Below are 13378 nucleotides of genomic sequence, written 5' to 3'. Positions count from 1 at the left end.
ACTGGCCCGGAATTACAAAATGAACCGGCTCAGATCGGCGTTCTTGGCGAGGTCGCCGACGTGCTTCTGCACGAAATCGGCATCGACCCGGACGGTCTCGCCGTTGCGGTCGGGGGCGGTGAAGGAGATCTCGTCCAGCACCCGCTCCATCACGGTCTGGAGCCGGCGGGCGCCGATGTTCTCGACCGTCGAATTGACGGCGACCGCGACGTCGGCGAGCGCGTCGATGGCGCTGTCCGTGATGTCGAGCGTGACACCCTCGGTCTGCAGCAGCGCGACATATTGCTTGATCAGCGAAGCCTCGGGCTCGGTCAGGATGCGGCGCATGTCATCGCGGGTCAGGGCCTGCAATTCGACGCGGATCGGCAGGCGGCCCTGCAACTCCGGCAACAGGTCGGACGGCTTTGCGACATGGAAGGCGCCTGATGCAATGAACAGGATGTGGTCGGTCTTCACCGCGCCGTGCTTGGTCGAGACCGTGGTGCCCTCGATCAGCGGCAAGAGATCGCGCTGCACGCCCTCACGCGAGACGTCGCCGCCGACGCGGCCGTCCCGGGCGCAGATCTTGTCGATCTCGTCGAGGAAGACGATGCCGTTGTTCTCGACCGCGCTGATCGCCTCCAGCGTCAGCTGGTCGGTGTCCAGCAGCTTGTCGGACTCCTCGTTGACGAGGATCTCGTGCGAGCCTTCCACCGTCAGGCGCCGCGTCTTGCTGCGGCCGCCCATCTTGCCGAAGATGTCGCCGATCGAGATCGCGCCCATCTGCGCGCCCGGCATGCCCGGGATTTCGAACATCGGCATGCCGCCGCCCGAGGACTGTGTCTCGATCTCGATTTCCTTGTCGTTCAGCTCGCCGGCGCGCAGCTTCTTGCGGAAGGATTCCCGCGTCGCCGAGCTGGCATTGGCGCCGACCAGCGCATCGAGCACGCGCTCTTCGGCGGCGAGCTGGGCCCGTGCCTGTACGTCCTTGCGCTTGCGCTCGCGCACCTGGGCGATCGCGACCTCGACGAGATCGCGCACGATCTGCTCGACGTCGCGGCCGACATAGCCGACTTCGGTGAATTTCGTGGCCTCCACCTTGAGGAACGGCGCATTCGCAAGTTTTGCCAGGCGCCGCGCGATCTCCGTCTTGCCGACGCCGGTGGGGCCGATCATCAGGATGTTCTTCGGCAGAACCTCTTCGCGCAGCGAGCCGGTGAGCTGCTGCCGGCGCCAGCGGTTGCGCAGCGCGATCGAGACGGCGCGCTTGGCGTCACCCTGGCCGACGATGAAGCGGTCGAGTTCGGAAACGATTTCGCGGGGAGAGAAGTCTGTCATGGCACCTTAGCTAGGATTAGAAGCCGGCGGGGACAAGCCGCATTTTTGACCGTCAGATGATCGGTGGACCGGATTGCCATTGCTTCACGGCCTCGATCGGATGGACGAGCATCAGGACGTTGAGCGTCAGATTGTCGCGAATGTGCAGCGCCAGCATGATCTCGAAGGCGAGCCCGAGCGCGACGGTGGCGGGAACAGGCAGCACGCGTGCGGTGAGGAAGCCCAGCACCATGAACAGCGTGTCCGAGACCGAGTTGACGATGCTGTCGCCGTAATAATCCAGCGAGATCGTGCCGGCGCGGTAGCGCTCGATGATCACGGGCGAGTTCTCGACGATCTCCCAGGCACCCTCGATCAGCATCGCGATGATCAGGCGCGCCGGCCAGCCGAGGCGTCGCGAGAACAACAGCCACGTCAGTCCGTAGAACAGGAAGCCGTGCAGCACGTGCGAGAAGCTGTACCAGTCGGCGATGTGCTGGGAGTTCTCCGAGCTGTTCACCACGCCGTGCCACAGCTTGACGTAGCCGCAGGTGCAGATCGGCACCCGCCCCATCGCAAACAGGATCGAGGCCTGCAGCGCCAACAGCAGCAGCGCGATGCCGGCCCAGGCGAGCGGCGGTATCGCGGTTTTGATCGGGCTGACGCTGCGGGCCGAGGTCATTCGCTTCTAGCCGGCCGTCAGCGCTTCGATGGTGACGTTGCGGTTGGTGTAGACGCAGATGTCGGCGGCGATGTCGAGGGAGCGGCGGACGATGGTCTCGGCGTCCTTGTCGGTGTCAACAAGGGCGCGGGCCGCGGCCAGCGCGTAATTGCCGCCGGAGCCGATCGCCATCACGCCGGCCTCGGGCTCGAGCACGTCGCCGGTGCCCGTCAGCACCAGGGAGACGTCCTTGTCGGCCACGATCATCATTGCCTCCAGCCGTCGCAGGTAGCGGTCGGTGCGCCAGTCCTTGGCCAGCTCGACCGCGGCCCGGGTCAATTGCCCCGGATACTGCTCGAGTTTGGATTCGAGCCGCTCAAAGAGCGTGAAGGCGTCGGCGGTGGCGCCGGCAAAGCCGCCGATCACGTCGCCCTTGCCGAGTTTCCGGACCTTTTTGGCATTGGACTTGATCACGGTCTGGCCGATCGAGACCTGGCCGTCGCCGCCGATCACCACCTTGCCGCCTTTGCGGACGGTCAAAATCGTGGTGCCGTGCCAGACCGGCGAGCTGTTCTGGGAATCCTGCATGAAATACCTCGTTGTCCGGCCTGATTTAGGCCGTCGGGAGCAAAGGGACAACCGGCACCCAACGGGCCGTTCCGGACCCAAATTCGCTCACCATAGGCGGAAGTAGAGGCCCGGCCAGCCGTTCCCGCAGTAGCGAAGGCGTCATTTGGCTGTTAAGAGACTGGCGTTTTCGGCCAAACGGGCATGATCCGGAAAAGTGGGCATCCGGTTTTCCGAGAGGATCATGCCCAACTAAACGCGAAAGCTTTCAATGCGCACCGCGACGATCAAGCGCAAGACCAAGGAAACCGACATCGAGGTCTCCGTGAACCTCGATGGCACCGGCATGTCCAATATTGCGACCGGCATCGGCTTTTTCGACCATATGCTCGATCTCCTCGCCCGCCATTCCCGCATCGACCTTACGGTCAAGGCGGTGGGCGACCTGCACATTGACTATCACCATACCACCGAAGACACCGGCATCGCGCTCGGCCAGGCGGTCAAGCAGGCGCTCGGCAACATGGCGGGCATCACCCGCTACGCCGGCGTGCACATGCCCATGGACGAGACGCTGACGCGTGTGGTCATCGACATTTCGGGCCGCCCGTTCCTGGTGTTCAAGGCCGACTTTCCCCGCGACAAGATCGGTGAGTTCGACACCGAGCTGGTGCGCGAGTGGTTCCAGGCCTTCGCCATCAACGCCGGCGTGACTCTCCACGTCGAGACCCTATATGGCGATAACAGCCACCATATCGCCGAGTCCTGCTTCAAGGGCCTGGCGCGGGCACTGCGCACCGCGGTTGCGATCGACCCCAAAGCGGCGGGCGAGATCCCGTCCACCAAGGGCTCGCTTGGCGGCTGACATCTCCGGTCTCGGTGGCTGACGCCGCCGGCGGCCTCGACTTCATTCTCGAGAACGGGGCATCGAAAATGCCTGTCTACACAGTTCACGCTCCCTTCCCTGGCGGGGCCGATCTGCGTGCGACCGACAAGTTCGTGTTCGTGCGCGACGGCTTCCATTTCTGGGCGATGGTGCTCGGCCCGGTCTGGCTGGCCTGGAACAGGCTTTGGCTGGCGCTGATCGGCTGGATCGTCTTCCTCGCCGCGTTCGATGCCGCCCTGCACAGTCTCGGCCTCGGCCGCACCACGATCTTTTTCGCCAACGTCATCGTCGCGCTGCTGATGGGTTTCGAGGCCTCGAGCCTGCGCCGCTGGACGTTGTCGCGCGGCGGCTGGCGGCAGCTCGACGTCGTCGTCGCTGATGACGAAGACACCGCCGAGCGGCGCTTCTTCGAGCGCTGGAGCAAGGCACAGCGTGGCATCGTCAACGATCAATGGGCCGTCGATCGTGGCGGCCCGCCGCCGACCCGCAGCGTGCCGGGTCAGCCATTCTCGAACCCGCCGCCGATTCCGGCCGGCGGCATCATTGGATTGTTTCCAGAACCGGGAGGGTCAAGATGAGCGTCGCCATCATCGATTACGGTTCCGGGAATCTGCATTCCGCGGCGAAAGCCTTTGAGCGCGCCGCGCGCAGCCTGGAGAATCCGCAAAAGGTCTTCGTCACCAGCGATCCCGATCAGGCCTATGAGGCCGATCGTCTGGTGCTGCCAGGCGTCGGCGCCTTCGCCGATTGCCGCCGCGGTCTCGACGCCGTCAACGGCATGGTCGAGGCGATCACCGAAGCCGTGCGCGTCAAGGCGCGGCCGTTCTTCGGCATCTGCGTCGGCATGCAGTTGATGGCGAGCCGCGGCAAGGAGCATGTCATCACCGAAGGCTTGAATTGGATCGGCGGCGACGTCGAGAAGATCACGCCGCGCGACGAGGGCCTGAAGATCCCGCACATGGGCTGGAACACGCTCGAGCTGCTGCAGGAGCATCCGGTGCTCAACAAGCTGCCGCTCGGGCCGAAGGGTCAGCACGCTTATTTCGTGCACTCCTACCACCTCAACGCAGCCAATGAAGCGAACGTGCTCGCGCGCGCCGATTACGGCGGGCCCGTCACCGCGATCGTCGGCAAGGACACCGCCATCGGCACGCAGTTTCACCCCGAGAAGAGCCAGCGCTTCGGCCTCGCCCTGATCTCGAACTTTTTGCGATGGAAACCGTGATCCTCTTTCCTGCCATCGACCTCAAGAACGGCCAGTGCGTGCGCCTCGAGCAAGGCGACATGGCGCGCGCGACCGTGTTCAATCTCGATCCCGCCGCCCAGGCGCAAAGCTTCGTCACCCAGGGGTTTGAATATCTCCACGTCGTCGATCTCGACGGTGCCTTCGCCGGGAAACCGGTGAATGCGCAGGCCGTCGAGGCGATGCTGAAGACGATTCCGATCCCGGTGCAGCTCGGCGGCGGCATTCGCGATCTCGCGACCGTCGAAGCCTGGCTCGAGAAGGGCATCGCCCGCGTCATCATCGGCACCGCGGCGGTGCGCGATCCGGAACTGGTGAAGGCGGCGGCAAAAAAATTCACCGGCCGCGTCGCCGTTGGCCTCGACGCCCGCGACGGCAAGGTCGCGGTCGAAGGCTGGGCCGAGACTTCGCAGGTCACGGTGCTGGAAATCGCACAGCGTTTCGAGGATGCCGGCGTTGCCGCCATCATCTTCACCGACATCGCGCGCGACGGTCTTCTCAAGGGCCTGAACCTGGATGCGACCATCGCGCTTGCCGACGCGATCTCCATTCCGGTGATCGCCTCTGGCGGCCTCGCCTCGATCGAGGATGTGAAAGCCATGCTGGCGCCGCGGGCGAAGAAGCTCGCCGGCGCGATTGCCGGCCGCGCGCTCTATGACGGCCGGCTCGATCCCGCCGCCGCCCTCACCTTGATCCGCGACGCGCGCAGGAGCTGACAGATGTTCAAGGTGCGCGTGATCCCCTGCCTCGACGTCAAGGACGGCCGCGTCGTCAAGGGCGTCAACTTCGTCGATCTCAGGGATGCCGGCGATCCCGTCGAGGCCGCGATCGCCTATGACGCGGCTGGTGCCGACGAGCTGACCTTCCTCGACATCACCGCGACCCACGAGAACCGCGGCATCATGCTGGACGTGGTCCGGCGCACGGCCGAGGCCTGTTTCATGCCCGTCACCGTCGGCGGCGGCGTGCGCAAGGTGGACGACATCAAGACGCTGCTGCGCGCCGGCGCGGACAAGGTCTCGATCAACAGCGCCGCGGTGTCGCGCCGCGAGTTCGTCAAGGAAGCTGCTGAAAAATTCGGCGAGCAGTGCGTGGTGGTCGCGATCGACGCCAAGCGGGTCAAGCGCCCGGGCGGCGACCGCTGGGAGATCTTCACCCATGGCGGCCGCAACTCGACCGGCATCGACGCCATCGAATATGCCCAGGAAGTGGTCTCGCTTGGCGCCGGCGAGCTTCTGCTCACCTCGATGGACCGCGACGGTACGCGGCAGGGTTTCGACATCCCGCTGACCCGGGCGATCGCCGACAGCGTTCCCGTTCCCGTGATCGCCTCGGGCGGCGTCGGCAATCTCGACCACCTCGTCGACGGGATCCGCGACGGGCACGCCACGGCCGTGCTGGCCGCCTCGATCTTTCATTTCGGGGAATTCACCATCCGCGAAGCCAAGGAGCACATGGCCCGGCGCGGGTTGCCCATGCGCCTGGATGCCTGACGACTCCCGTTCATAAAAATGCTACACAGGCCGGTGGGAAACGGCCTGTCTGGCCGGATGTGTTTCTGAGTATTCCGTATGCCGCGTTTCACCATCCACGACCTTGCCGAGACCATCGATGCCCGCGCGGCCTCGGGTGGCGAGGCCTCCTATACCCGCAAGCTCCTCGACAAGGGCGCCGAACATTGCGCCAAGAAGTTCGGAGAGGAAGCAGTCGAAACCGTAATCGCAGCAGTCGAAAACGATCGCGCGCATCTGATCGCCGAGAGTGCCGACCTGCTCTACCATTTCCTTGTGTTGCTCAAGGCCCGCGGCGTAAAGCTGGAAGAGGTCGAAGCGGCGCTCGACAAGCGCACGAACATGTCCGGACTGGAAGAGAAAGCGTCGCGCAAGAGCAACTAGCCAGGCTCTCAACGGAGAAGGTGGCGTCATGGATATCCGCGCACCCGAGCAGCAGTATAATCCATACCGCGTCTATTCGCGCAAAGAGTGGGCGCGTCTGCGCGACGATACCCCGATGACGCTGGAGCCGGGCGAGTTCGACCGGCTGCGCTCGCTGCACGATCGCCTCGACCTCAAGGAAGTCGAGGACATCTATCTGCCGCTGTCGCGCCTGCTGTCGATCTATGTCGATGCGATGCAGCGTCTGTATTACGCCGAGCGCCAGTTCCTCAACATCAGGGATCGCAAGGTCCCCTACATCATCGGCGTCGCCGGCTCGGTCGCGGTCGGAAAATCCACCACGGCCCGCGTGCTGCAAGCGTTGCTGGCGCGCTGGTCGCCGCGGCCGAAGGTCGAGCTGATCACCACCGACGGCTTTCTCTACCCGAAGGCCCTGCTCGAGCAGCAAGGCATTTTGCAGAAGAAAGGCTTTCCGGAGAGCTACGACCTGCCGCTGCTGCTCAGCTTCCTGTCCGACATCAAGTCGGGCCGTCGCCATGTGCGCTCGCCGGTCTATTCGCATCTGACCTACGACATCGTGCCGAACGAATGGGCAGAGGTCGACCAGCCCGACATCTTGATCGTCGAGGGCGTCAACGTCTTGCAGACCGGCAAGCTGCCGCGTGACGGCAAGGCGGTGCCGGTCGTTTCCGACTTCTTCGACTTCTCGGTTTATATCGACGCCGACGAAGAGGCGCTGCGGCGCTGGTACATCAAGCGCTTCCTGGCGCTGCGCGACACCGCGTTCACCAATCCAAAATCCTACTTCAACCGCTACGCGTTGCTGTCGGACGATGAGGCTACCGCCACGGCGACCGCGATCTGGGAGCGCACCAACCTCGCCAATCTCGAGGACAACATCCTGCCGACGCGGCCGCGCGCGACGCTGATCCTGAAGAAGGGCGCGGATCACGCGGTGGAGAGCGTGGCGCTGAGAAGGCTGTAAGCCGCAAGGAGAGAGCGCGGGCTACACCGCCAACTGCCGCGCCGCTGCCAGTCCCGCCAGCGCCTCGTCCAGCTTCTCGCGATCGAGCGGCTTGATCAGAAATCCGTTCATGCCTGCCTCGAAGCAGGCGTAGCGATCTTCCACCAGCGTGTTCGCGGTCAGCGCGAGGATCGGCGTGTGCCGGCTGCCGGTGGCGGCCTCGTGGGCGCGGATGCGTTTGGTCGCCTCGATGCCGTCGAGCTGCGGCATCTGGATATCCATCAGAACCAGGTCATAGGGCGTACCGGCCGAACTCGCCGAAAGCCAGGATTCCAGCGCGGCCTCGCCGTGTACGGCGATGACGACGCGATGGCCGAGCTTGGTGAGCAGCGACCGCATCAGCAGTGCGTTGATCTCGTTGTCCTCTGCGACGAGGACCGAGAGGCCGCCCGCGGGCGTTTTGCCCGGAACCGGCTCGACAGGCTCGGGTGCGAGATCGGGCGAGGCGACTTCGGGCGTCAGCGCGAGACGCGCGGCGAGCGAGGCGGCACGCAGCGGCTTGACCAGGAAGCCGGTGAAATCAGGCGACAGCTTTTCATGGCGCGAGCTCGGTGTCAGCAGCACGAGCCGTTGCGTCGCGTGGGCGCGGGCGGCTGCGCCGAGGCGATCGGTGACGACGGGGCCGAGCGCGCGATCGAGCAGCACCGCATGCCACGAGCGCTCCGGCAGCAACGCTTCGGCGACGGCCGCGTCTGCGACCAGGCAGGTCTGGCCGCCCCAGCGTTCCAGCCGCCGTGCGATGAGAGATGCTTCGATGCCTTCGGCCACCAGCAGGATCGACTTGCCGGCGAGATCGGGACTCGGGAAAGTCGTTTGCCCGGCCTCGCCCTGCGCGAGCGTGAGGGGAATTGCGACCTCGAAGGTCGAGCCCTTGCCGGGCGCACTCTCCAGCGTGATGCGGCCGCCCATGCGCTTGACGATGCGTTCGCTGATGGCGAGGCCAAGGCCCGTGCCGCCATAGGTGCGGGCGACGCGGTCGTCGGCCTGCTCGAATTCGCGGAAGATGCGCGACTGCGCTTCGGGCGCGATCCCGATGCCGGTGTCGCGAACCAGGAAGCTGATCTCGTTCGGCCAGATGCCGGGCTCGACGATCAGCGCGACGCCGCCCGATGCGGTGAATTTGATGGCGTTGCCGGCGAGGTTGAGCAGCACCTGGCGCAGCCGCGCGGCATCGCCGGTGACTTCAAGGGGCAACCGCTCGTCGACATAAGCCGCGATCTCGAGCTGCTTGGCCTGTGCGCGCGGCGCCAGCAGCTCGGTGACCTCCTCGATCAGGGTCGAGAGCGCAAAGGGGCGTTGGTCGAGATCGAGCTTGCCGGCTTCGATCTTGGAGTAGTCGAGCAGCTCCTCGATCAGCGCCATCAGCGCTTCGCCCGAGGTTTTCACGGCCCTTGCGTACGTGGTCTGCTCCGGCGTCAGCGTGGTGTCGAGCAGGAGGCCGCCCATGCCGATGATGCCGTTCAGCGGGGTGCGGATCTCGTGCGAGGCCATCGCGAGGAAGCGCGATTTGGCGCGGTTGGCGGCGTCGGCCTGGTCGCGGGCATCGGACAGCGCGCGCTCGGTCTCGGTGCGGTCGGTGACGTCGCGCCCGACGCTCTGCAGTTCGGCCGGTTGGCCGGCATCGAGCCGCACGAAACCTTCGCGCCAGGCGATCCAGCGCGCGCCGAGCGGGGTGGTGATCTTCTGGTCGTGAATGCGCGTGCCGTTGCTCTCGCGGGCGCTGTCGCCCTGCTCCAGCACGTCGAAATCGAACCGCGTGCCGACCAGCGCACTGCGCGCCTGCCCGGCCAGTGCGCAATAGGCGTCGTTGGCGAAGGTGATGCGGCCCTGATGGTCGCGCAGCACGATCAGATCACCCTGCGATTCGAACAGGCTGCGGGCGCGCTCTTCGGCTTCCTTCAGCTCCCAATTGCGGTCGATCAGCGCCTCGTTGTGCGCGGCGAGCTTCTTCATCCGCTTGTTGACGAAGCGCAGCCGCATGCTGAGCGTGGCGAGGCCAAGGCAGGCCAACGCGAACAGGAAGCTCGCGCCGATCGCAAAGGTGTTGGGGTCGTAGCCGGAATTTTCCGAGCGGCTGCCGGTGACGAAACCATAGGCGCCGCCGAACGTCGCAGAGAAGATCATGAAGGAGCGGATCGCGAAGGCAATCCTGGGGTGCTGTCGCCTGAAGCGGCGCATGCGCACCTTGATCCGGAACGTCCGACCCATTGCCACCGACCCCGACTCTCGTCCGAAACCCGCCACCGCCGTGCGCGACGATGTCTTGCCGACCTTGCGAACAGCTTGAGGCTTTGGGGCGGCCTCGAAACAGGGTTGACGAGGTCTTAATGTTTCAGAGCGAGGCGGCCTGGAGGGGCAGCGGGTGGCCGCCATGAGCGCCGACGATCAGGGCCGCGGCCTCCTGCTGCGAGAACGTCTTCGAGCGCACATAGATGCGGTAATCGGCCGGGCCGTCGGTGGATAGATAGATCACCGGGCCGCCATCGACCGGCTGCGCGGCAATCGTGACGAGGCGCATCGCCGGATTGGGCTGGCAGGACTCGGTCTCGGAGCCGAGGCCATCGTCCACGACCGCGAAGTCCGCGGCGTTCGCATCGTCGGTGATCTGGACCCGCACCGTGGCCCGCGACAGATCGTCGGTGAAGGCGACATGGACGCCGGCTTTCCAGAACAGGGATGTCAGCTCGACCGAGGTGTCGCCGAGGGCGATGCAGGGATGCGAGACCGATCCGATCTCATTGCGGGCGAACACCGCAGCCGCCAACAGGGGAACCACTGAGGCCAGGATCTTGAAACGCAACATGACACTCTACTCGCCAAGAACACGCCAGAGGCCGGACTGGAACTTGTGGGCCTTATGGTTTGCAGAGCGTAAAGGAAACTCGTTACCGCAGGGTTGACGCGTGGGATGATCACGCCAGCTGGCGTACATCCTCCGCGAGTGCGCGGTAGGACAGCGCTTCGGCGAGATGCAGCCGGCCGATTTTCTCGGCGCCATCGAGATCGGCGAGCGTGCGCGCCACCCGCAGCACCCGGTGATAGCCGCGCGCCGACAACCGCATGGTCTCGGCGGCATCGCGCAGCAGCTTTTGTCCCTGCGCGTCGGGCCTGGCGATGTCCTCGAGCGCCGCGGCCGGCGCCTCCGCATTGGTGCGGATTTGCGGCAGGCCCGCAGCCGCGTAGCGCGCGAGCTGGATGTCGCGCGCGGATGCGACGCGTGCGGCGACTTCGGCCGAGCCTTCTGCCGGCGGCGGCAGGATCAGATCGGCGGCGGTGACGGCCGGCACTTCGATGCGCAGATCGATGCGGTCCATCAGCGGTCCGGAGATGCGCGCCTGGTAGTCGCCGGTGCAGCGGTCGACGCGGCCGCGCTTGCAGGCATAGCCGGGCTCGAACGCGTTGCCGCAGCGACAGGGATTCATCGCCGCAACCAGCATGAAGCGGGCAGGGTAGGTGACGCGGTGATTGGCGCGCGACACCGAGACCTCGCCGTTCTCCAGCGGCTGGCGCAGCGAATCCAGCACGCGCGGATCGAACTCGGGCAGCTCGTCGAGGAACAGCACGCCCTGATGCGCCAGCGAGATCTCGCCGGGTTTTGCACGTGCGCCGCCGCCGGTGAGCGCGGCCATGCTGGCGGAGTGATGCGGCGAACGAAACGGCCGCCGCGACGTCAGTGCGCCGCCCTCGATCTCGCCGGCGACGGAGGCGATCATCGAGACCTCGAGCAATTCGCCCGGCGACAGCGGCGGCAGGATTGAAGGCAGCCGTGCCGCCAGCATCGATTTGCCGGCACCGGGCGCGCCGATCATCAGCAGATGATGTCCTCCCGCGGCCGCGATCTCCAGCGCCCGCTTGGCGCTCTCCTGGCCCTTGATGTCGCGCAAATCGAGCAGCGAGGTGGCGGCCTCATGCACCTTCGGCACCGGTCGCGAAAGCACCTGCGTGCCCTTGAAGTGATTGGCGATCTGGATGAGTGAGCTTGCGGCGATGATCTGGATGTCCGGGCTCGCCCACGCCGCTTCCGAGCCGCAAGAGGCCGGGCAGATCAAGCCTTCCTCGCGAAGATTGGCACCGAAGGCGGCTGGCAGGACGCCGGCCACCGCCGCGATCGAGCCGTCGAGGCCGAGCTCGCCGAGCACGGTGAAGCCGGTCAGCGCGTCCGGCGGGATCGCGCCGATCGCCGCCATCAACCCGAGCGCGATCGGCAGGTCGTAATGGCTGCCCTCCTTCGGGACGTCGGCGGGCGCGAGATTGACGGTGATTCGCCGCGCCGGCAGGGCCAGGCCCGAGGCGATCAGCGCCGAGCGAACCCGCTCGCGCGCCTCCGACACCGCCTTGTCCGGAAGGCCGACGATGGCGAAGGCGGGCAGGCCGGGGGCGACCTGCACCTGCACGTCGACCGCACGGGCCTCGATCCCCTCAAAGGCGACTGTCGAAACCCGCTGAACCATGCTGCCCTCTTGCACAATTAGGGGTAGCAGAGCCGGGCGGCTCTGACAAGAACAGTACGGGAACGCGGGAGATGGCGCCGCAAGCCCTAACGACAGGTAAACCGGACGACGACATTAAGCGTCGACTACGCCTCGAATGCGAGCGGCTCTCCTCAGCACATTCCAACGAATGTCCGCTACTCCTGAGCCTGCGGGATGGGCCGTGATCTAACGGGTGAAGAATTCAAATGCTTGCAAATCGCCGCAGAAGCGAACGACGGGTGTGCAGCCGGCTTGCCAAGATTCATTTTGGCGCGGGATCGCTGCCGCGGGACTGCACCATCACGGATATCTCGGACGGGGGCGTGAAGGTCGTGGCCGAGTTTCTGGAAGTGCCGCCGCAATTCACCATCATCTTTGCGCCCGATTATTCCCGTCAGTGCCGCCTGCGCTGGCGCATCGGTTGCGAATTCGGTGCGGAATTTACCGACTAGGCCCAACAGAGGCCCGTCCTTAACCGGACTTTAGCGTTAATCGGCAAAGCATCTCTGATCAGTCCGCCGGCGGTGATCAGAGTATGTCCAAGCGTTCGTCCCTTGCCTCTTTCCCGGCGAGATTCCTGCTTCCCGCGCTCGCGGTGCTGGCCCTCGGTGGCTGCCAGACCACGAGCCTGGAGGACGTGACCGGCGCGCTCGGCGTCAGCAGCAAGCCGGACCCCGCGGCCAACGCGGATGCCAGGCCCGACATGGACGGCTTGCGCGAACGCTATCGCGCCAAGCCCAGCGATCCCGATATTGCTCTCCAATATGGCCGGGCGCTGCGCGAGATGGGCCAACGTGCGCAGGCGGTCGCGGTGATGGAGCAGGCCGTGCTGCTCCATCCCAGCAACAAGGCGCTGCTCGCCGGCTACGGCCGCGCGCTCGCCGACAACGGCAATTTCCAGCAGGCCTTCGACGTGCTGAGCCGCGCGCATACGCCCGAGGATCCCGACTGGCATATCCTCTCGGCCCAGGGCGCCGTGCTCGATCAGCTCGGCCGCAACGAGGAGGCGCAACAATATTATGCGACCGCGCTGAAGATCGTGCCGGACGAGCCGTCAGTGCTGTCCAATCTCGGCCTGTCGTACATGCTCCAGAACAATCTGCCGCGGGCCGAGGAAACCATGCGCCGCGCCTATCAGCGCGATTCCGCCAATCCCCGCGTGCGCGCCAATCTGGCGCTGGTGCTGGGACTGGAAGGCAAGCAGGCCGAGGCCGAGACCATCGTGAAGGCCGACCTGCCGCCGGATCAGGCGGCGGCCAAGGTCACGGCGCTGCGCCAGTTGCTGTCCAAGAAACAGCAGCAGCGCGCGGAGAAGTAAATCTCCGCCGCTTCGG

The 13378-nt window shown here is 65.6% G+C and carries 15 protein-coding genes; 9 read left to right on the top strand and 6 right to left on the bottom strand.

All coding sequences use genetic code 11. The annotated features are described in order from the left end of the window. Positions 1–12: 12 nt before the first annotated feature. From hslU to hslV, 3 genes are read right to left on the bottom strand one after another with little or no spacing between them, the layout of a single operon-like run. On the bottom strand, positions 13–1317 hold the full coding sequence (gene hslU / locus XH90_RS00985; RefSeq protein WP_194478782.1) for an ATP-dependent protease ATPase subunit HslU: 1305 nt from the start codon (positions 1315–1317) through the stop codon (positions 13–15). Positions 1318–1369: 52 nt separating this feature from the next. Next, entirely contained in the window at positions 1370–1978 is a 609-nt protein-coding gene (locus XH90_RS00980) for a DUF2585 domain-containing protein (protein ID WP_246755667.1), read from the bottom strand. 6 nt (positions 1979–1984) lie between these two features. After that, positions 1985–2545: an ATP-dependent protease subunit HslV gene (hslV, locus tag XH90_RS00975; RefSeq protein WP_128948901.1), complete on the bottom strand. Its 561-nt coding sequence runs from the start codon at positions 2543–2545 to the stop codon at positions 1985–1987. Positions 2546–2795: 250 nt separating this feature from the next. Here hslV and hisB point away from each other — a divergent pair, with 250 nt between their 5' ends. From hisB to coaA, 7 genes are all read left to right on the top strand, one after another. Beyond that, positions 2796–3389: an imidazoleglycerol-phosphate dehydratase HisB gene (gene hisB / locus XH90_RS00970; protein ID WP_194478781.1), complete on the top strand. Its 594-nt coding sequence runs from the start codon at positions 2796–2798 to the stop codon at positions 3387–3389. Between the two features lie 68 nt (positions 3390–3457). After that, positions 3458–3988 carry a DUF2628 domain-containing protein gene (locus XH90_RS00965; protein WP_194478780.1) on the top strand — a complete coding sequence of 177 codons (531 nt, stop codon included), beginning with the start codon at positions 3458–3460 and terminating at the stop codon, positions 3986–3988. Then, positions 3985–4635, top strand: coding sequence for an imidazole glycerol phosphate synthase subunit HisH (gene hisH / locus XH90_RS00960; RefSeq protein ID WP_194478779.1), 651 nt, complete (start codon positions 3985–3987; stop codon positions 4633–4635). The genes XH90_RS00965 and hisH overlap by 4 nt, the downstream gene beginning before the upstream one ends. Next, a complete protein-coding gene (gene hisA, locus XH90_RS00955; protein ID WP_194478778.1) occupies positions 4623–5369 on the top strand; it encodes a 1-(5-phosphoribosyl)-5-[(5-phosphoribosylamino)methylideneamino]imidazole-4-carboxamide isomerase in 747 nt (248 codons plus the stop codon). The genes hisH and hisA overlap by 13 nt, the downstream gene beginning before the upstream one ends. Positions 5370–5372: 3 nt before the next feature. Beyond that, on the top strand, positions 5373–6146 hold the full coding sequence (gene hisF, locus XH90_RS00950) for an imidazole glycerol phosphate synthase subunit HisF (RefSeq protein ID WP_194478777.1): 774 nt from the start codon (positions 5373–5375) through the stop codon (positions 6144–6146). A 78-nt stretch (positions 6147–6224) separates the two neighbouring features. Next, positions 6225–6548: a phosphoribosyl-ATP diphosphatase gene (locus XH90_RS00945; protein ID WP_194478776.1), complete on the top strand. Its 324-nt coding sequence runs from the start codon at positions 6225–6227 to the stop codon at positions 6546–6548. Positions 6549–6576: 28 nt separating this feature from the next. Beyond that, positions 6577–7533, top strand: coding sequence for a type I pantothenate kinase (gene coaA, locus XH90_RS00940; protein WP_194478775.1), 957 nt, complete (start codon positions 6577–6579; stop codon positions 7531–7533). A gap of 21 nt (positions 7534–7554) precedes the next feature. Here coaA and XH90_RS00935 read toward each other — a convergent pair whose 3' ends face one another. The 3 genes from XH90_RS00935 to XH90_RS00925 all read right to left on the bottom strand — a co-directional run bounded on the left by XH90_RS00935 (position 7555) and on the right by XH90_RS00925 (position 12023). Continuing rightward, positions 7555–9780, bottom strand: coding sequence for an ATP-binding protein (locus XH90_RS00935; protein ID WP_194478774.1), 2226 nt, complete (start codon positions 9778–9780; stop codon positions 7555–7557). A 124-nt stretch (positions 9781–9904) separates the two neighbouring features. Next, on the bottom strand, positions 9905–10375 hold the full coding sequence (locus XH90_RS00930) for a hypothetical protein (protein ID WP_194478773.1): 471 nt from the start codon (positions 10373–10375) through the stop codon (positions 9905–9907). A 109-nt stretch (positions 10376–10484) separates the two neighbouring features. Continuing rightward, positions 10485–12023, bottom strand: a complete 1539-nt coding sequence (locus XH90_RS00925) for a YifB family Mg chelatase-like AAA ATPase (RefSeq protein ID WP_194478772.1) — start codon at positions 12021–12023, stop codon at positions 10485–10487. A 227-nt stretch (positions 12024–12250) separates the two neighbouring features. On the opposite strand from XH90_RS00925, the gene XH90_RS00920 reads away from it, so the two are divergent. Both XH90_RS00920 and XH90_RS00915 read left to right on the top strand, forming a co-directional pair. Further along, the gene (locus tag XH90_RS00920) at positions 12251–12496 is read left to right on the top strand and encodes a PilZ domain-containing protein (RefSeq protein ID WP_011083489.1); all 246 of its coding nucleotides are present in this window, start codon (positions 12251–12253) and stop codon (positions 12494–12496) included. An 83-nt stretch (positions 12497–12579) separates the two neighbouring features. After that, positions 12580–13362, top strand: coding sequence for a tetratricopeptide repeat protein (locus XH90_RS00915; protein ID WP_194478771.1), 783 nt, complete (start codon positions 12580–12582; stop codon positions 13360–13362). Positions 13363–13378 lie beyond the last annotated feature (16 nt).

Origin of the sequence: Bradyrhizobium sp. CCBAU 53338 (assembly GCF_015291665.1) — a bacterium.
Classification (GTDB): domain Bacteria; phylum Pseudomonadota; class Alphaproteobacteria; order Rhizobiales; family Xanthobacteraceae; genus Bradyrhizobium.
This window is presented reverse-complemented; position numbering and strand designations above follow the sequence as displayed.

Excerpts from the sequence above, each read along its gene's own strand:
- hslU (WP_194478782.1), bottom strand. The coding sequence starts at position 1,317 with ATGACAGACTTCTCTCCCCGCGAAATCGTTTCCGAACTCGACCGCTTC.
- XH90_RS00965 (WP_194478780.1), top strand. The coding sequence starts at position 3,458 with ATGCCTGTCTACACAGTTCACGCTCCCTTCCCTGGCGGGGCCGATCTG.
- hisB (WP_194478781.1), top strand. The coding sequence starts at position 2,796 with ATGCGCACCGCGACGATCAAGCGCAAGACCAAGGAAACCGACATCGAG.
- XH90_RS00920 (WP_011083489.1), top strand. The coding sequence starts at position 12,251 with ATGCTTGCAAATCGCCGCAGAAGCGAACGACGGGTGTGCAGCCGGCTT.
- hisF (WP_194478777.1), top strand. The coding sequence starts at position 5,373 with ATGTTCAAGGTGCGCGTGATCCCCTGCCTCGACGTCAAGGACGGCCGC.
- hisH (WP_194478779.1), top strand. The coding sequence starts at position 3,985 with ATGAGCGTCGCCATCATCGATTACGGTTCCGGGAATCTGCATTCCGCG.
- XH90_RS00980 (WP_246755667.1), bottom strand. The coding sequence starts at position 1,978 with ATGACCTCGGCCCGCAGCGTCAGCCCGATCAAAACCGCGATACCGCCG.
- coaA (WP_194478775.1), top strand. The coding sequence starts at position 6,577 with ATGGATATCCGCGCACCCGAGCAGCAGTATAATCCATACCGCGTCTAT.
- XH90_RS00945 (WP_194478776.1), top strand. The coding sequence starts at position 6,225 with ATGCCGCGTTTCACCATCCACGACCTTGCCGAGACCATCGATGCCCGC.
- hslV (WP_128948901.1), bottom strand. The coding sequence starts at position 2,545 with ATGCAGGATTCCCAGAACAGCTCGCCGGTCTGGCACGGCACCACGATT.
- XH90_RS00935 (WP_194478774.1), bottom strand. The coding sequence starts at position 9,780 with ATGGGTCGGACGTTCCGGATCAAGGTGCGCATGCGCCGCTTCAGGCGA.
- XH90_RS00915 (WP_194478771.1), top strand. The coding sequence starts at position 12,580 with ATGTCCAAGCGTTCGTCCCTTGCCTCTTTCCCGGCGAGATTCCTGCTT.
- hisA (WP_194478778.1), top strand. The coding sequence starts at position 4,623 with ATGGAAACCGTGATCCTCTTTCCTGCCATCGACCTCAAGAACGGCCAG.
- XH90_RS00930 (WP_194478773.1), bottom strand. The coding sequence starts at position 10,375 with ATGTTGCGTTTCAAGATCCTGGCCTCAGTGGTTCCCCTGTTGGCGGCT.
- XH90_RS00925 (WP_194478772.1), bottom strand. The coding sequence starts at position 12,023 with ATGGTTCAGCGGGTTTCGACAGTCGCCTTTGAGGGGATCGAGGCCCGT.